The organism is Bifidobacterium sp. M3-N-101, assembly GCF_023656805.1.
Classification (GTDB): domain Bacteria; phylum Actinomycetota; class Actinomycetes; order Actinomycetales; family Bifidobacteriaceae; genus Bifidobacterium; species Bifidobacterium breve.
This window is the reverse complement of sequence record NZ_JAMOKQ010000009.1, coordinates 76196-93584: the sequence shown is the minus strand read 5'-3', so window position 1 is coordinate 93584 and position 17389 is coordinate 76196. Positions and strand designations below refer to the sequence as shown.

Here is a 17389-nt window from a genome sequence, read left to right as displayed (position 1 = left end):
ATTCTTCAATTCCACTACAAAGGTCACATCACGGCATACGCACGCCGACGCGCGTATGCGTGCACGACTCCAGCAACGAGCCGTACCCGCCGTTAGATGGCAGGCTTCAGTATCGTGACGCCATGCGTTAGCGTCACCATGCAACGATAGGAACCACTATTCGATAGTATAATCATGAAGGCGTGACGTTGCCCTTGCGCAGGTGCCGTAAGACTCCGCGGACAAAGCAATGAGGCTTCCCCCGCGAGAAGGGAAGCCTCATGGTCCATTCATTCTATTCAGCGATGATGGCGCCTAATCACCGATCATCCTTTGGGAACAGCGCGTCGAAGGCATGTTCCATCACGGACTTACGGCGGATCACACCGACGAGTCTGCCATCACCATCCACCACCGGCAGTTTCTTGAACTGCTTCTTGGCGAGGATTCGGGCCACCTCTCCAACATGCTGGTCGGGCGTGGCGGCAACGACCTTACGCGTGGCGATGTCCATCACCTTCTTGCCGGAGAGCGCCTGCACCTTGGAGGCCACGGTTTCGTCGTCGAACACCACCATCGTCGAACCGGTGCCGGTGGAAACCGTACGGGATTCATAGGTGGCAATCGATTTCAGGACATCGCCGTCGCTGACGAAGCCGACGAGCCTGCCATCGCCGTTCACCACGGGAAGGCTGGAGACGTTGAGGCGGATGAACTCGCGCACCACATGCGTGATGTCATCGCTGTCCAGGCAGCTGTAGGGCTGATCGTCCATGATCCCGCCGATGGACTGTTCCTGGGCCTGCTTGAATAGGGAGGCGGCGGGGGCCACGTATGCGCCGGCGTAGTGATGCTCGGCGGGCTGACCTTCAGTGGTTTCGGCCGCGACTTCGGCGGAGGCTTGCGCCTCGTAGGCCTTGGCGTTGCGTGCGGCCTTCTCCTTGGCACGGCTGGTGACGGTGAAGATGCAGATGATCAGGGCGACCAGCGAGATGGCGGCGCACAGCAGGTAGGAGAACGCGATGCCGCTGGCCGTGGCGGACTTCACACCCTGGGACATGTGCGAGGCGGTCACGGATGTTTCTGCGGTGACCAGAAGCGAGGTCGCAATGGCTGCCGCGATCTGGCGGCCGGTGTTGGCGATGGCGTTGCCATGGGCGATCATGTCGTTCGGCAAAGCGTTGACGCCCCAAGTGTTGATCGGCATGTTGGCGATAGCCTGACCGGATGCCTGCAATGCGCAGAACACGGCGACAAACAGCACTGATGTCCTGGTGTTGATGGTGCCGAGAAGACCAAGAGAGATGGTCATGAGCGCAAGGCCGCCGAGACCCACGCCGCGCGGGCCGAATTTGTCGAATGCGGCACCGGCGACCGGACTCAGGATGATGCCGACCGCCGCGGCGGGCAGCATGACCATGCCGGTGACGGTGGCGGATTGGCCGAGCACATTCTGGATGAAGATAGGCAACGTCACGTTGGTTGCGGCGACTGCGGCGTTGATCAGAGTGACCAGAATCGCGGAGTTGCGGAAGTTGCGGGTGGCAAGGGTGTCAACGCGCAACAATGGCTCATCGAGCTTGACTTGCTTGTATACGAATGCGACGAAGGCCACAAGACCAACGACGATTGAGGTAATGACGACCGGACTGGCCCATCCCATCGTGGAAGCGGACGAGAAGCCATAGAGCAGGCCACCGAACGCGATGGTCGAAAGGATCACGGACAGGATGTTGAGCTTTGGGTTCTTCAACTCGCTGACGTTCTTGAGCATCATCGTGCCTCCGACAAGGATGACCAGTGCCACGACTGCGATGCCAATGAACATCGGGCGCCATCCGAAACTGTCAATCACCAGACCACCGACAACCGGGCCGATAGCCGGGCCGGCGGCCATGACGATACCGGCCATGCCCATGGCGGTGCCGCGCTTATCCGGCGGATAGACGAGCATCGGCACTACGGCGACCAATGGCAACAGCACGCCGGAGCCGACGGATTGCAGTATGCGTCCGACGAGCAACAGCATGAAATTCGGCGCGACGGCACACAGCAGTGTGCCGACCATGAAAGCGGCAAGAGCTCCGGCGAAGAGCTTTCGGGTGGAGAATTTATCAATCAGATAGCCTGAAATCGGCACCATGATGCCCGAGACCAGCATGTAGACGCTGGTCACCCACTGCACGGTGCCGGTGGTGATATTGAAATCATGCATCAGTGCCGGCAAGGCCGGTGACATGACGGTCTGGTTGAGCAGCGCGATGAACGAGCCGACGACGATCACACCCACGACGATGAATCGGGTGTGCGGATCAATAGGCTTTACGGAACTGGTGGCGGACCCGAGTTCCGCGGTTTTCTGTGAGGTCACAGCATTTCCTTCTGTTGGTAACGGCATGTGTGGGCGATCCGGCCCCATGCTTGTGTCAAGACGCGGGGACACCGATGAGTCCGGGCGTAAAGGAAAAGCCGCCATCTGTTCCGCATTCATATACGGCAAACGATTCGCGGCTTTGCGTAAGTTGATGGCTATGGTGAGCGATTCATGCGACGTCGACTGCGGATGGGCCATCGGTACATCCCGGCATAAGGCGTGTCCCCGCTACACCAGCATCGAGAATAGGGCCATTTGTGGATTGGCAAACAGAACATTGCCGACGAACGACCCACGGCAGGCGCGTGCGATGAACATCGCGTAGCGATACAGGTTCATGGCATCTCCTTGATGGGTCTTCGTACGGCAGGCATCGAGAAGCCTATCATCATTCAAATCGACGGTGAAACCCACGCATGCTCGACAATACACAAAATCTTCACAAGAGGATTGGGCTTACGCATACGCTCCGCCTGAATAACGGTCCGGGGATGAATCAGGGGCGAGCTAGGGGTTGCGTCTCGTGTTTCCGTCATGATGTCTGGCGAAGACTCATAATAGAACACACATTATGCTGCTGCAGCAGCCAGTCCTTGCAGAACAATGTCATGACAAAGGCCTGAGAAGACGACTTCTCAGGCCTTATCCGTACCGCTCCCCCAGTCGCTTGTAGCGACAGCTCCCCTCGAAGAGGGGAGCCAGAGAAACACTTACTTGGAGACGTTGAACTTGAACTCGGCGTCTTACCGGTCTTCTTCGTCCCGCCTTGCCGCGGATATTCAATCGCATCGCAGGGGTGACTTCCTCGATCATTTGACAGACCGACCGACGGTCTGTATGCTTGACGGGGACATGAACGAAAGGCAGGCCATCCGCATGGCGCACGATATACATTCCGGAGACACCGAACGACGAATCCTCGATTCCGCCCGCAGGCTCTTCGCTGAAAAGGGCTACGAGAAGACGTCCATCCAGGACATCCTGAACGACCTGGGACTGTCCAAGGGCGGGCTCTACCACCACTTCAAATCGAAGGAGGCGATTCTCGACCGGCTGAACGCCGACGAGTGGGCCGTAACCGCGCGTCTTCTCGACAAACTCATCGAGCGCAAGGACATGAGTGCGCTTGAGAAGCTGCGCGCGCTCATCGTTTCCGCTGTGGACGCCCCCGATCATCTGGACCTGGTCCGTTCCCAGCTGGCGCTGCTCAAGGATCCTGCGTTCTTTACGGCGAACATGCGCTTCTGGTCGACGAGACTGCCGGAGTCCTTCCGCTCGCTCATCGATATGGGCGTGCAGGACGGCTCCATTCCCACGGCATACCCCGAGGAGGCGGCGCAACTGCTCTCGCTCCTCGGCAACTACTGGCTCATGCCCTGCTTCTACCCCGCCGATCATGCCGGCATGGAACACCGCATCCGCTGCCTCGCCACGATGCTCGACGCCATCGGCGCGCCAGTGTTCGACGAGACGCTCATCCTGCGGACGACCGAAGAGCTCACGGCCCTGACGCCGGAAGAGGATACGGCGTCCGCATAGGAGACGCGCCCGGGTGCGCCGCATCTTGCACATCCTGATGCCACAGATGTCGAAGCGCTTCCGCGCCCTTTTCCTTGGGCGTATTGTTATCACCATAACAGACCGACGGTCGGTTTGTATAAATGGCCGTGGCCAATCACAAGAAAGGAATCCACGATGACGAACGCATACGAATGCACGACCCAACCACAAAGAAGCCAAGCCGCTGATCCTCTTCGCACACGCGACTTCCGCCTGCTCGTCGCGGGTCTCGGAATATCGCTCTTCGCCAACCTTATGCTGCGGTTTGCCATGTCCATGTGGGTGCTTGACAAGACCGGCTCGGCGGCGGCGTTCGCCTCCATTCTTACTGCGAGCATCCTGCCCACGATTCTGCTCTCGCCCCTTGGCGGCGTGATGGCGGATCGTACGAACCGTCGGACCGTCATGGTGGCGCTTGACGCGCTTTCCGCCGTGACGGTGCTCGTCTGCGTGGCGATCTTTTCGGCCGCCGGTTTCAATCTGGCGGCGATAGCCGTGATGCAGGTGGTGCTCGCCGTGCTTGACGCGATGGAGACGCCTACGGTGCAGGCGGCGCTGCCGCAGATGTTCCGCTCCCATGGCGAGGATGTGATGCGTCGCGCGATGGCCGTGGTGAACGTAGTGAACCAGACGAGCACGCTCGTTCCCGCCGTGCTCGGCGGCGTGCTGTACGCGGCGGTTGGTGCGATGCCCATGATGGGCCTCACGATCGTGGGGTTCGGTGCGGCCGCCGTCGTGGAGTGTTTCATCCGGCTCGGCGCTCCCGACCGCGGCGACGCCGGCCGCGTCACCGCGGTCGACGACCTGCGCGCGGCCGGACGTTTCCTCACCCGCGAACGTCCTCATGTGCTGCATCTGGTGTTGATCTGCGCCGCGCTCAACTTCCTGGTGACGGGGTATGCGGAGGTCGGCTTCCCCTACATGGTGCGGACCGTACTGGGGTTCGGCTCCACGGCGTACGGCCTTGCATATGGTCTCGTGGGAGCATCCGGACTGCTCGGCGCGCTCGTCGGTGGACGGGTCGCGAGGTCGCTGTCCATGCGGCGATTCCCGATGGCGATCGCCGCCTTCTCGCTCACCATCCTGCCCCAAGCGCTTGTCATGACGATTCCCGCAGGTGGAGTGATGCGACTCGCGGTGCTCACGGCGAGCACCTGCGGAACCATGATCGCCATCACCCTCGCGAACCTCATCGCCGTGCCGGCGATCCAGATGGGCTGCCCCGAGAACATGACCGGCAAGGTGATGTCGCTCGCGCTCTCCGCGAGCATGTGCGCCCAGCCCCTCGGACAGATCGCATACGGCTGGGCGTACAGCGTCTACCCGGCGGGCGCGGTCCTGGCGGTGACGTTCGCCCTGGCCACCGCGATGCTGCCGCCAGTCGCGCACGTAACGCGGCGGTTCTAGGACGGGATTCCATCACCTTCGCTCTGGACAGCTGAGACATCAAAGCCATGTGCGGATATGCAAACGGCCGCCATCAATCATGGTGATGTTGGCCGTTCACGTCATCCCCGTACCGTAGATATGAAAATGACCACTGTAATCGCACATACGACGATGGTGGTCATTGGATCAATCGCCCCGGCGTCAGGCCTGCACGAGCGGGCGGATGTCGTCCAAGGTGCTGGGGTCGAAGGTCAGCAGATCGTGGTCGGCCTGAAGGTTCGCCCAGAACTCGGGCGTGGTGTCGAGCGCCTTGCCGAGCCGCCATGCCGAGCCGCCATGCCATGGGGTGGTGATGCGCCGCCTGCCATTGACGATCTCGCCGATCGGCGACATCGGCGTGCTTTGCCGTACCCGTCGAGGTGGGTGTGGACCTGCCAGACGTCCCAGATATGATATGCGCCGATGAGCGAAGCAATCGGACTTTGATTCGGAAACGGCCTTCATACCGCACTTGTCCATCACACAACTGGACTGGAACATGAACAGGCACGCAGTCACGGTTGCATAATAGGATTCAAGTCAATAGCAGCCTTCCACGCCTCCTCACAGTGCGCAACCCGGAAGGTCCTTTTTATTGGCGAACTCGACCGGTTTGGCCTATCGCAACAGTCGTTCGTTGAGGATGACAGGAGCGTGTTCGATTGACGGCTGCAACGCATCGAGCTGGTCGGACAGCTTCGACTCGTCGACCACCGGCAGTTCGAGCAGGGATCGTGCGGCCGCGTGCAGGTAGTCGTTCAACGCCTCGATGCGGCCCGGCTCCAGCGGGTAAGCCGGGTCGTTCTCCAAGGTGACGTCCAACGTTTTGCGCAACATCTCATGCTGCGCGCTGCCCATGATGGCCGCGCACTGGTCGCGGAACGTCATACGAGAATTTGCCGGCTGACGTTCGGACAGTACCTGCGGAATCCACGCGCCGCCCTCCCAGTCGGCGCGCATGTCGTTCTTGAACAGCGACATGTTATGGTCGAACAACGGCGCCGGACCCAGAATCCGGCCGGTACGGTTGTCGCGCAGGAACCCGTGGTTGTTGGCGTGACGGTCCTGATTGACGATGAGCGCGTCGAACACTAGCATCGTGCGCATCGCCTCGAACGATTCCTCGGACACGGCGCGTGCGGCGGCGAGGATCTCCGGGAACGACGCCAGCTGCGTCGCCGCATAGAACGGCACGAACGACACGTCCTTTGAGTTCATCGAACCGCACACCGACGCGAGCTTGCCCTTCCAACGGGCGATGCGGTAGTCGACCGCGTTCACACCGAGCCTGCGCGCCAGCTGCGAGGCGAGATACTCGGAATACGGTTCCAAACCGGCGTTCGCATACCCTTCGGAACCCGCCTTCCACAGTTCCAGCCCACGTTCCGTATGCCGCCATGCCTTCGGGAACTGGCCGTCCGTCGTCCACTCGCTCGACAGGCCGATCGCATGCTTCTCGCTCGACGTATACCCCGTGTAGGCCACGATGGCGAGCGTCTCGTCCAATGGATTGTCATACAGGTTGATGTCCGCGAACTTGAGGTTCTCACCGTCGCGTTCCGCCCAGAACGAATCGTTGACCGACAGCCCCTTGCACAGGTCGATGATCCCCAGCGTATCCGCAATGTTCAACCCCGCCTGCGCGAGAACCTGCGTGGCGAACTCACGATTCTTCGGAATCGTGCGCCGCTCCAGCCACGTCGTCAGCTTCGCATTATCCGGCTCCGGAGCCAACGGAAATGGCAGCAACGCGCGCTTCGACTCATCGAACCAGCGGACATGCGCCTCGATCTTGCCCGCCAGCAGGCCCTCGCCATACGACGCATCGAACCGGAGCAGCGGATCATCATAGAGCCGCAGCACGTAACTCGTCATATCCGGCCCCTCCAATCAAGCCCGCTCCAAAGTCATATCGGGCGATTCACATATGAAGAACAACTGTCTACAGTATAGACGAGGGCCTTGGAACGCGGGGGCTTCACTCTGAAGTCAAGTATTTGATACAATTTGGTGCAAAAAGATAGCAAATAGCAATAAGGAGTGGCTATGAGCATGCAGATTGCCACGCGAGTTGATGACGAGCAGGCTGCGTTGTTTAAGGAGACGACCCGACAGCTGGGTACCACCCCGGCCGATGCCCTGCGTATGTTCATCAGCGCGTTCAATGATTACCGTGGGTTCCCCTATGAGGTGCGTTTGCCACGAAATGACGTGGAGCCGTTTGCGTCCGAGCGGGACGCTACTGAGTATGCCAGTCGTCTCGCCTTGAGGATGTCCGATGAAACGAGGTGAGATTTGGACGTTGCAGGCCGATGGCTACGCCAGCAAGCCACGGCCGGTTGTCATCGTGCAGAGCGATGCCGTCGATCGGTTCGATTCCGTCATCACTTGTCTGCTGACCTCATACGATTCCTCCGACATCGACACGCGGGTCCGATTGGAACCAAGTCCGGAGAACGGCCTGAACAAAGTGAGTTACGTGATGACGGACAAGATCGTCACCGTCGACCGCAAACTGCTGGGATACCAAGTCGGCGTGGTTGATGATGCAGCCATGGCGAATATCGGCCGTCAGCTCATGCGGGTTCTAGGTTTGCTGTGACGTTTGGGATGGCTGGCGGGCGTGCGTCTACTTGTGACATCGTTTATGCACCCTTGAGGCCGTATGATGATGGCGTCGAATTCAAGCTCTCCCCAACGTCTAAGAAATGGCTTCCTTCATATTACGGTCATACGACCAACACCATATGAAGGAAGCCATCATGAATGGTCTAACGGCAATCAGCTTCTCATACGTGATTGCCAGTCATTCACCGAATCAACCGCGGTTGTCGAACATCTGCAGCAGCATCTTGCTGGGTTCGACGGCATAGACGGTGTGCGGCAGACGGGCGCTCAGGTAGACGATGCCGCCGGCCGTAAGCTCGACTTCACGGCCTTCGCCGCCGACGCGCAGCTTGCCTTCCAGCACCTGGATGATCACGGGCATGGCCGCGGTGTGCTCGCTCAGTGCCTGGTCCTTGTCGAAGCCGAACAGCACGGCGCGCAGGCCGTCCTCGCGCAGCACCGTACGGGAGACAGTGGCCTCCTCCTGAATATCGATCAACGAGGCCAAGTCTTCGATGAATCCAAGATGCGGCTCGGTCGAAATGGCGTGGCCTTCGGCGTCGTGGGCGTCGTGCTTGCAGGCGCAGTGCTTGGCCTCACCCGCTTCAGCGGCCGCGACTTCGCCATGCTTGCAGTGGCACTCCTTCTTCGCGCCCGGCTCCGCGGCCGCGCCCTCGGCGTGCTCGTGCTTGCAGGCGCAGTGGTGTTCGCCGTTGGCGGCAGCCGCCTCGGCTGCCGCGGCGGCTTCCCTACGCTGCTTGCACTTGCAATGCTGCTCGTCGCGTCCTGCCTTGCATGCGGTCTGCTGCTCGTTCTCATCGGCCATGATGTTCTCCTATTCGTCGCGCGTACCTCACATACGCGTCATCGCTTTTGGTCGTTTTCCATTATCCGGCCATCGTGGGCCGGCACACCGCTGTTACGCTTCGGGCTTGCGTACCACGAACGCGATACCGGTAAGTTCGTTGCTGTACTTGTCGAAGGTGTGCTTCATGTTGAGCACGCGGGCGCGGATGTCCTTGTTGCCCAGAACGTTGCGCAGGATGCGCAGCACACCGCCGATACCTTCATCGGCGATATTGCGCTTCATGTCCAGCAAGGCCATCGGCTCCTTGCCTCTCCACAGCACCTCGAAGCCTTCGGCTTCCAGCAGCTCGCGCCATTCCTGCTCGGTGAGCGGGCGCGCGTTCACCTTGATGCTGCGAGCCAGGGCCTTGCGCACCTCATCCTTGACGGATTCGTCCAGGTTGTCCGGCTGCAGGCCGAGTTCGTGAATCGAGTAGGTGCCGCCGGCGCGCAGTAGTCGGAAGGCCTCGCCGATAATCGCCTGCTTGCCACGCTCGGTCTGCATGGTAAGCATGGCTTCGCCGATCACCACGTCGGCGCTGTTGGATTCCAGACCGGTGTCGGCGGCGTCGCGCTGCACGCAGCTTGCCGGAATCGTGGCCTTCTCACTGGTGAGTTTGGAGATGATGTCCACGACCTGCGGATCGCGGTCCACGCCACGGTAGCTCTTGGGGTCGCGCTCGAGAATCGCCCTAGTGGTCAGGCCCAGCCCCGGGGCGAATTCGACGACATCCTTGCCGGCGATGTCCGCGTTGGCGAGCATGCGTTCGGTGAGTTTCTTGCCGCCGGGGCGCAGCACGTGCTTACCGATGCGGGCCAGAAGCCAATGGCCCTGCAGGTGCGCGGGGTCTCGGTCGGACTGCGGCAGGGGCAGCTCGCGGTTGGTGGCGGGTTTGGTGGCAGTGGACTGAAATGCCTGAGAAGGCTGCGGTGTAGTGGTCATGTGTCGTGATGCTATAGTCCACAGCCCGCCCGCACAAGGGTTTTTCGCTAGAAATCAGCCGAATGTGAGAATGCTCACCCGAGTAGGCGCCTGAGCATGCGGCTCAGGGACGATTCAGGGGATGCTCAGGGGTCCCGTCACCGATTCCCCACATATCGCCCGCGTTCGCCTAATAGAATGGAATCCAGAATTCGATTCGGTATCCGGCGCAATGCCGGCAAATGTGAGGAACTTACGATGAGGGTCATCGGCAATATTCTGTGGATCATTCTGGGCGGACTGGCAATCGCCATCAGCTGGACACTGATCGGACTGTTTCTGTGCATCACCATTATCGGTATTCCACTAGGAGTTCAGGCGTTCAAAATGGCGGGCCTTACCTTGACACCGTTCGGCAAAACCGTGCAATACGGTGGCGGCGTTGGCTCCACGCTGGCCAATATCCTCTGGGTGGTGCTGGTCGGCTGGTGGATGGCACTCGGCTATCTGGGTGCAGGCGTGCTCAACTGCATCACCATCATCGGCATCCCGTTCGGCCTCCAGTCGTTCAAAATGGCCAAGCTCGCGCTCTGGCCGTTCGGCGCACAGATCTACAGTCTGTAACAATTGTTTCTGCAGTAAGTCCGGTGCAACGCATTATCATCGTGCGTTGCACCGGACTTTTTTATATACAACGGGCATTTCACACACCGCGTGATTTGACGGATTTGGATGCAATGCCTTATAGTGCGCGAACCATGATTCAACACATCGCATTAAGCAGCAACGGCGTGAACGAACACGTCATCTGATCAGTACACCTCTCATTGACGCATAGCTGAATCATTGCCGGTGATATCGAGCCGACTCGTTCGCACCATGCCCCATAAACGTACCTATACGAGTATGCGTTCTTGGCATCGTCGCAACGCAATGCACCGCGGCAAAACCCATTGCATACCATCACATATTCAGAAAGAACAACAGATCATGAAGTATTTCACTACTGACACGCATTTCGGGCACTACATATGTCACTCACACGCAGTCATGCGCACAACTATATTTTTGTATCATCCATGATTTTATAGTTGTTTATTGACTCATTTCCTTCTCTATCTTATACTTTCTACAATCAAGGATGCTCTTTGGGAAGCGAGTCTCTCTCATGGATATGAAGTATAGAAGTTTGGCAAGGCTGTTCCATGCCGACAGGTCAGTCGATTCCTTCAATAACCATGCGGCACTCGCACGGCAGCGGCTTGAGGCAGATTCCACATTCAGGACCGGGGTCATCACGCCATTGGGCGAGCTGTTCTCCGCCACGCCACGCGAGACGACCCTGCTCACGGAAAATATACTTCTCGCCGAAAGGCGCGTATCACGGCTCTGGAACCAGATTCCCGGCGTCATGCGCTGGGACTACATACGGCATTCCATCAGTGAGGAACTGTTCGCCACCAACGAGATGGAAGGCGTGCGCAGCACCCGCAAGGAAACCCAGGACGCCGTGGACGCGGCCGACAAGGCAAGGAGGGACGGCGACGACTCCAAGGCGCGGTTCAGCGAATTTGCCAAGCTGTACCTGAACCTCACGGACAAGGACTCCGCGTTGCCGGCGGGCATCGCCGACATCCGCGACATCTATGACAAGGTCGTGCTCGACGAAATCGATGAGAGCGATCAGCCGGACGGCGACCTGTTCCGGAAAGGCGATGTGGAAATACAGGGGCCGCACGGCCTCGCGATCCATAACGGAGTCAAAGGCGAAGGCAACATCGGCGCACTCCTCACCGATATGATCCATCTCGCGACCTCCGACGAGATTCCCCGGCTGCAGTCGGCCATCATGTCGCACTTCCTGTTCGAATACGTCCACCCGTTCTACGACGGCAACGGCAGAACCGGCCGGTATCTCCTGGCCCTGTACCTGAACCATGACCTGACTATGCCCACCGTGCTATCCCTGTCCCGCACCATCGCGGAGAACAAGAACGCCTACTACAAAGCATTCATGGAAGCGGAAGACAAGCTGAACTGCGGCGAACTCACGCTCTTCGTGAACACCATCCTCGGATTCATCCAACAAGCCCAGGATGAGCTGATTGACGAACTCAGTATCAAGGTCGATCAGCTCGACAAAGGTCGGATACTCTGTACACAGCTTGAAAAGAGGCATGGCCTATCGCGCAATGCCGTCTCGGTGCTCTATGGCGTGATTCAGGAAGAGCTGTTCGACTCGTCCAAATCCATGTCGTTGGACGAAGTGGCCCATCACATCGGACTGTCCAAACAGAGCGCAAGGAAATACGTGGAAGAGCTCTTGGCCGCGGGGCTGGTCGTACAGACCGGAAAACGCCCGCTGAAAATACAGGTATCGAAATCATTGAGGAATGTTCTCGTCACAGGAGTCGACGAGAACGCGGAAGCCTAAATGAAGAAAGGTGGACGCAAACATCTCAACGAGGCCCATACTACGTGGAAAGGCCCAGGCAGCCAACACTGCTCGGACCTCTCTTTCATCGCTTTCCTCAGTCGCCTTCAGCGATAACTTCCCTCGCCGAGGGGAAGCCACGGAAAAAAACTTTCTTTCTGAACATCATCACTACGACGACGGCATACATCATCCATTGCATTGGGAATAAGCCGTCACCGAATACAGAATCTAATGAGCTCGGATCACTCATTCACGAGCACCAGAATTCGTTTCATGAATTACCACGTTTGTGTCTTTGAAAGGCATGCGGCCGAATCCAATTCGAATCGCAACTCGGGAATATACAGGCGGCGGCACCGATGCCTCTCACATCACCGGGAAACGATGACGACACCGGGAAAACCATCAGCCCACACTGCGGAAAAACACTGCCGAACCCGCCCAACAAATATTGAAGCAGTACACACCACGTGCAGGCCAACATCCTCGAACTGACCGGCAGGCGGCCCCGCCTGGAGGCCGGCAGACGGCTGCGCGCGATTGCCGCCGCCCGGCACGCGTCAAGGACCGGGACTCCGCCACGGCGTGGCTCGTCTCCTACAGCCGGTGGGAGCAGGACTTTGCCTCGTTCCTCGACGAGAAGAGCGAATACGCCGACGGCAGCGTGAACGGCATGCACCAAAGGCTCGTCAAGGCGCGGCGCATGATCCCAGGCGCATCCGGGAGGGCCAGCCGTTCGCGTTCCTCGACGAGGGGCTCGCGGCCAACGCGATGACCGACGAACGACTCGAGCGCCGGACACACATTTTGACCTATAACCCTTAATTTTCTAATCAGGAGCAGGGAAAACAGGAATTCGCCTATGAAATACTGGATGCACGCAGACAGTCCGCTGTCAGTGTCTTTGCATTTTGAAGCATCTCCTCCGGTGTCCCTGTAAATACCACTTCTCCCCCGTTCTTCCCTCCATCGGGGCCGATGTCAATAATCCAGTCCGCCTGCTTCATCACGTCCAGGTTATGCTCAATCACTACCAGCGTATTTCCGCTGGATACAATCCCATCAAACAGCTTCAACAGATTATCTACATCGGACCTGTGAAGGCCTGTGGTCGGCTCATCCATGACAATGATGCTACCGCTCTTCCCCAGGTTCTTTGCCAGCTTAATCCGCTGCCGCTCTCCCCCGGACAGGGTACTAAAGGGCTGCCCCAGCGTCAGATAGGATAATCCCACCTGCTGCATTACGCTCAGGCGTTTCCTGATCCTGGTATCCTCAAATAATTCCAGTGCCTGGGAAGCGGTAAGCCCCAGCAATTGGACAATATTCCTCCCCTTGTAGGTACAGGCAAGGGCCTCCCTGTTATACCGCACACCGCCGCATGCCTCGCATTCTGTAACAATCGGGTCCATAAAGGCAAGTTCCGTAACGAGAACACCTTTGCCGCCGCAGATTGGGCAGGCTCCGGCGGAATTAAAACTGAACAGGCTTTCCGGCTGATTGTTCTCCCTTGCCAGAAGTTTTCGTATCTCATCAAAGAAGCCCAGGTAGGAAGCTGGTGTAGAGCGGCTGGTAGCTGTAATCGGCCCCTGGTCCACCATCACCACTTCATTCTCATACGCTCTCGCAAATACCTGGGAAATGAGGGTACTCTTTCCCGAACCAGCCACACCAGTCACCACCGTCATGACCCCCAGAGGGATATCCACATCCACATGCTTTAGGTTATGAAGGCAGGCATCCCTTACCGGCAGGCTGCCTGCGGCTTTACGTGGCGTCTGTTTTATGGGGAACAACTTTTGCATGGATTTTCCCGTCAGGGTATCTGTCCTAAGTAGTTCCGGATAGCTTCCCTCAAACACGATTTCACCGCCGTTTTGTCCTGCCGCAGGCCCCACGTCAATGACATGGTCTGCGATGGAGATTACGTCTTTATCGTGTTCCACCACAAGGACTGTATTTCCTTTATCCCGAAGCTTCTTGAGAAGATGATTCATACGGTAGACATCCCGTGGATGCATCCCGGCACTGGGTTCGTCAAAGATATAGGTCATCCCGGTCAGACTGCTTCCCATATACCGGACCAGCTTCAGCCTCTGGGCCTCCCCGCCGGACAGGGAGGGTGTTTCCCGGTTCAGATGCAGATAAGGGAGTCCAATCTCGATCATCCGGTCCAATCCCTCCAGGATGGTATGAACCAGCAGACCCACTGTCTGGTCCGTGATCTGTGTCAGGACTTCCCGCAGGAGAGTCAGCTCCATCTCGCACATGTCTGCAATAGAATACCCGTTTATTCTACAGTTCAAAGCCGCCTCATTCAGCCTTCTTCCATGACAGTCACTACATTCTATTTCCGTAATCAGCTTTTTTGACTTCTCTTTGGTGTGTCTGCTTTTGCTGCTGATATCCCGGTTTAAGAGGGCCTTCGTATACTTATGGTACAGTCCAGTTACTTTCGGGTTCTCCGGCTCTCCCTTACCATCACGGGCACCATAGACAAGAAGGTTGTATTCTTCTTTTGTGTAATCCCGGATGGGTTTATCAAGGTCGAACAGCCCTGACTCAGCATACTGCTTCCAATACCAGGATCCCGGACGGTACAGGGAATCCTTCACACAGCCCTGGTTCCAGGATTTATTCCGGTCCAGGACTGCTTCCATATCCACTTTTGTAACTTTTCCGAGACCGGAACAGGTCTTGCACATCCCGTTGGGGTCATTAAAAGAGAAATAGGACGCAGTTCCCACAAAGGGCTGCCCAATCCTGGAAAACAACAGCCGCAGGCTGGCATACAGTCCGCTGATGGTCCCTACTGTGGAGCGTGCATTTCCCCCTAAGGAGGACTGGTCCACCACAACGGACGGTGTCAGATTGTCAATGCGCTCCACTGCCGGTCTGGGGTATTTGGGAAGCCTGGACCGTACAAATGCCGGGTAGGTTAAGTTCATCTGCCGCTGGGATTCCGCTGCAATCGTGTCAAAGACAATACTGGATTTCCCGGACCCGGACACCCCGGTAAATACTGTGATTTTTTCCTTCGGGATTCTGAATGTAACGTGTTTCAAGTTATTCTGGGTAAGCCCATACACCATAATGTCTGCCATCTGATCACACTCCTTTTCTCTTTTTCCTGCTGTCATATCCAACCAAACCTGCTGCAATCAGAGCCGTAAGGATGTCTGCGGTGGGACCTGCGTACAGAATCCCGTCCATTCCCCAGATACCCGAGAAAATATGGATGAGCGGTACCATCAGCAGAAGTGGCCGGAGGATGGAAAGCAGCATCGCTTTCACTGCCTGTCCGGCTGCCAGATAATACTGGGCTGACACCACCTGAAATCCAGTAAACGCCAGTCCGAACAGGGAAATGCGCATACACTTGATACCAAATGCCATAGATGCTGGCTCATTCATCCCAAAAATCTACAGAATCTCCGCCGGGAATAACTCACAGATAAGCCAGCCAATCACAGAAACCACCGTAGCTGCGCCAACCGCCTTTTTATAGGTTTCTTTGACCCGGTGTTCGAAACCAGCGCCTTTGTTAAATCCGATGATGGGCTGCATCCCAAGTGCAATCCCCACACAGATAGCAACCACTACAGAACTGATCCGAAGCACAATCCCAAGACTGCTAAGTGCCGCTTCGCTGCCAACGCCTGCCATTTCACAGCTCACCACCGCTTTGTTCAGTTCAATCTGCAGAATTGTTACCGCCACCTGAATCATGCAGGATGGAAGCCCAAACGCAAATATCTGACCGCAGATGGGTAATGTAGGGCAGATATTTTTTCTTCTTAACCGGATATGCCCTTTCTTTAAAAAGTAAACCAACAGTATGACCGCGGACATGATCTGCGAGGTTACGGTAGCGATTGCTGCACCTTTCACTCCCCAGTTAAAAACAAATATATAGATTGGATCCAAAACCAGGTTGATTACCGCTCCGACCAGGAAGCATCCCATAGCCAGGATGGGGCTGCCACACGCTCTGGCCATACTGGACAGGGCAATAGCTGCCATACTAAAGGGTGCACCAAGTAAAATGATGGGGACATAATCCAACACATAGGACAATGAGCCCTGCGCCCCCTTCGTAGCCCCAAAAGCTAGTGCCAGCGGTTTCAGGAAAGTAAGGCATATAACGGTAAAAAGAATACCTATGGCAACAGACAGAGTGAATACCGTTCCAAGGGTTTTTTCGGCTTCTGCTTCTTTTCCTGCCCCTAAGTTCATGGACGTATAGACACTGCCGCCAATCCCCAGCAGGGTGGCGATGGATAAAAGAATCGTGACGAAAGGAAAAGTAACCGTGGTTGCAGCAATGCCAAGATATCCCACCCCACGCCCAATGAATATCTGGTCTACGATGTTGTAAAGTGCATCCACCAGCATGGATAAGACAGATGGGATTGCAAATTTTATGAGCAGCCTGCCGAGAGGTTCGGCTGCAAGAGGGTTTCCCCTCACTGTTTTAATAGTCTTGTCCATCTCTTTTTCTCCTTTGGTTTTTTCATCATTTACGCTGGATTAGCGTATCAAAGGAGCGCAAACCATTCATGATACTTTTTGCGGTTTTTTCATCCGAAGGCCTGACGGCAAACCATGCCTCCTGAATCGGCGTCTCCATGCCCCCGCCTTCTATAGGGTATACCTCGATATCCGGCAGCTCTGCATAAAAAAGGCCTGATGATGGCAGAACTTCTAAATGCAGATACCGGAACATATTATCGGAAGTCACATGGCAGCATGGATCTGCTGTTACCATGCACCAGGTGGCTTCAGATATCCGAAACTCTTCCATTCCTGGGGGCATTGTTTGGTTTAAATAGAACTGATATAATGTGGATAGGAAAAACTGTGAACATCTGGGAGGCAATATGAAGAATTTATCGGAATTACCTAACATAGGAAACGCTGTAGCTAATCAATTAAAACAAGTTGGTATTTTAGATGAAGACGATTTGAAATCCATAGGAGCAGAACAAGCATGGCTGAAAATACAGCAAATTGATAAAACAGCGTGTATCAATAAACTCTACGCATTAGAGGGTGCAATCTTAGGCATAAAAAAAACTTTATTGCCAAACGAAAGAAAAGAAGCATTAAGAGAATTTTATAACAGATATAAAAAGTAATAGTAAAAACGGATGGAGGTGCCTGTTTGAAACGATATCCCCCTTTAGAAAGGGCCATTACCTATATCGAAGCACATCTAAATGAATATATCGGTCTG

Annotated in this window: 17 protein-coding genes and 1 pseudogene; 8 read left to right on the top strand and 10 right to left on the bottom strand. The window is 56.6% G+C overall.

What is annotated here, in order from left to right:
• Nucleotides 1–298: 298 nt before the first annotated feature.
• Entirely contained in the window at nucleotides 299–2350 is a 2052-nt protein-coding gene (locus tag NBH12_RS08600; protein ID WP_019728045.1) for an MDR family MFS transporter, read from the bottom strand.
• 879 nt (nucleotides 2351–3229) lie between these two features.
• On the opposite strand from NBH12_RS08600, the gene NBH12_RS08595 reads away from it, so the two are divergent.
• Together NBH12_RS08595 and NBH12_RS08590 are read left to right on the top strand one after the other, a co-directional pair.
• Entirely contained in the window at nucleotides 3230–3892 is a 663-nt protein-coding gene (locus NBH12_RS08595; RefSeq protein ID WP_019728044.1) for a TetR/AcrR family transcriptional regulator, read from the top strand.
• A 156-nt stretch (nucleotides 3893–4048) separates the two neighbouring features.
• Entirely contained in the window at nucleotides 4049–5320 is a 1272-nt protein-coding gene (locus tag NBH12_RS08590; protein ID WP_003829121.1) for an MFS transporter, read from the top strand.
• A gap of 183 nt (nucleotides 5321–5503) precedes the next feature.
• Here NBH12_RS08590 and NBH12_RS08585 read toward each other — a convergent pair whose 3' ends face one another.
• Together NBH12_RS08585 and NBH12_RS08580 are read right to left on the bottom strand one after the other, a co-directional pair.
• Entirely contained in the window at nucleotides 5504–5695 is a 192-nt protein-coding gene (locus NBH12_RS08585) for a helix-turn-helix transcriptional regulator (RefSeq protein WP_003829118.1), read from the bottom strand.
• 264 nt (nucleotides 5696–5959) lie between these two features.
• Nucleotides 5960–7216: a HipA family kinase gene (locus NBH12_RS08580; RefSeq protein ID WP_019728042.1), complete on the bottom strand. Its 1257-nt coding sequence runs from the start codon at nucleotides 7214–7216 to the stop codon at nucleotides 5960–5962.
• Between the two features lie 171 nt (nucleotides 7217–7387).
• Between NBH12_RS08580 and NBH12_RS08575 the strand changes: the two genes are divergently transcribed.
• Both NBH12_RS08575 and NBH12_RS08570 read left to right on the top strand, forming a co-directional pair.
• Nucleotides 7388–7633, top strand: a complete 246-nt coding sequence (locus tag NBH12_RS08575; RefSeq protein ID WP_003829112.1) for a type II toxin-antitoxin system RelB/DinJ family antitoxin — start codon at nucleotides 7388–7390, stop codon at nucleotides 7631–7633.
• Nucleotides 7620–7943: a type II toxin-antitoxin system PemK/MazF family toxin gene (locus tag NBH12_RS08570; RefSeq protein ID WP_003829109.1), complete on the top strand. Its 324-nt coding sequence runs from the start codon at nucleotides 7620–7622 to the stop codon at nucleotides 7941–7943. The genes NBH12_RS08575 and NBH12_RS08570 overlap by 14 nt, the downstream gene beginning before the upstream one ends.
• A gap of 216 nt (nucleotides 7944–8159) precedes the next feature.
• Here the strand turns inward: NBH12_RS08570 and NBH12_RS08565 are convergent, their stop codons facing one another.
• Together NBH12_RS08565 and NBH12_RS08560 are read right to left on the bottom strand one after the other, a co-directional pair.
• A complete protein-coding gene (locus tag NBH12_RS08565; RefSeq protein ID WP_003829107.1) occupies nucleotides 8160–8774 on the bottom strand; it encodes a cupin domain-containing protein in 615 nt (204 codons plus the stop codon).
• 93 nt (nucleotides 8775–8867) lie between these two features.
• The gene (locus tag NBH12_RS08560; RefSeq protein WP_003829104.1) at nucleotides 8868–9737 is read right to left on the bottom strand and encodes a class I SAM-dependent methyltransferase; all 870 of its coding nucleotides are present in this window, start codon (nucleotides 9735–9737) and stop codon (nucleotides 8868–8870) included.
• A gap of 237 nt (nucleotides 9738–9974) precedes the next feature.
• Between NBH12_RS08560 and NBH12_RS08555 the strand changes: the two genes are divergently transcribed.
• Nucleotides 9975–10340 carry a YccF domain-containing protein gene (locus NBH12_RS08555; protein WP_052789064.1) on the top strand — a complete coding sequence of 122 codons (366 nt, stop codon included), beginning with the start codon at nucleotides 9975–9977 and terminating at the stop codon, nucleotides 10338–10340.
• Nucleotides 10341–10884: 544 nt separating this feature from the next.
• The gene (locus NBH12_RS08550) at nucleotides 10885–12150 is read left to right on the top strand and encodes a Fic family protein (protein ID WP_051129432.1); all 1266 of its coding nucleotides are present in this window, start codon (nucleotides 10885–10887) and stop codon (nucleotides 12148–12150) included.
• 97 nt (nucleotides 12151–12247) lie between these two features.
• Here NBH12_RS08550 and NBH12_RS08545 read toward each other — a convergent pair whose 3' ends face one another.
• Nucleotides 12248–12403: a hypothetical protein gene (locus NBH12_RS08545; RefSeq protein WP_019728038.1), complete on the bottom strand. Its 156-nt coding sequence runs from the start codon at nucleotides 12401–12403 to the stop codon at nucleotides 12248–12250.
• 217 nt (nucleotides 12404–12620) lie between these two features.
• On the opposite strand from NBH12_RS08545, the pseudogene NBH12_RS08540 reads away from it, so the two are divergent.
• Nucleotides 12621–12918: pseudogene (locus tag NBH12_RS08540) on the top strand (IS256 family transposase); the annotation flags it as partial.
• A 95-nt stretch (nucleotides 12919–13013) separates the two neighbouring features.
• Here NBH12_RS08540 and NBH12_RS08535 read toward each other — a convergent pair.
• The 4 genes from NBH12_RS08535 to NBH12_RS08520 are packed head-to-tail and all read right to left on the bottom strand — an operon-like array spanning nucleotide 13014 to nucleotide 16957.
• Nucleotides 13014–15257, bottom strand: a complete 2244-nt coding sequence (locus NBH12_RS08535; RefSeq protein ID WP_052789063.1) for an ATP-binding cassette domain-containing protein — start codon at nucleotides 15255–15257, stop codon at nucleotides 13014–13016.
• A gap of 4 nt (nucleotides 15258–15261) precedes the next feature.
• A complete protein-coding gene (locus NBH12_RS08530; protein ID WP_228429055.1) occupies nucleotides 15262–15549 on the bottom strand; it encodes a hypothetical protein in 288 nt (95 codons plus the stop codon).
• A 27-nt stretch (nucleotides 15550–15576) separates the two neighbouring features.
• Entirely contained in the window at nucleotides 15577–16644 is a 1068-nt protein-coding gene (locus NBH12_RS08525) for an MATE family efflux transporter (RefSeq protein ID WP_236716570.1), read from the bottom strand.
• A gap of 25 nt (nucleotides 16645–16669) precedes the next feature.
• A complete protein-coding gene (locus NBH12_RS08520) occupies nucleotides 16670–16957 on the bottom strand; it encodes a hypothetical protein (protein ID WP_225851421.1) in 288 nt (95 codons plus the stop codon).
• Nucleotides 16958–17033: 76 nt separating this feature from the next.
• Between NBH12_RS08520 and NBH12_RS08515 the strand changes: the two genes are divergently transcribed.
• Nucleotides 17034–17291: a TfoX/Sxy family protein gene (locus NBH12_RS08515; protein WP_048349503.1), complete on the top strand. Its 258-nt coding sequence runs from the start codon at nucleotides 17034–17036 to the stop codon at nucleotides 17289–17291.
• Nucleotides 17292–17389: the final 98 nt, after the last annotated feature.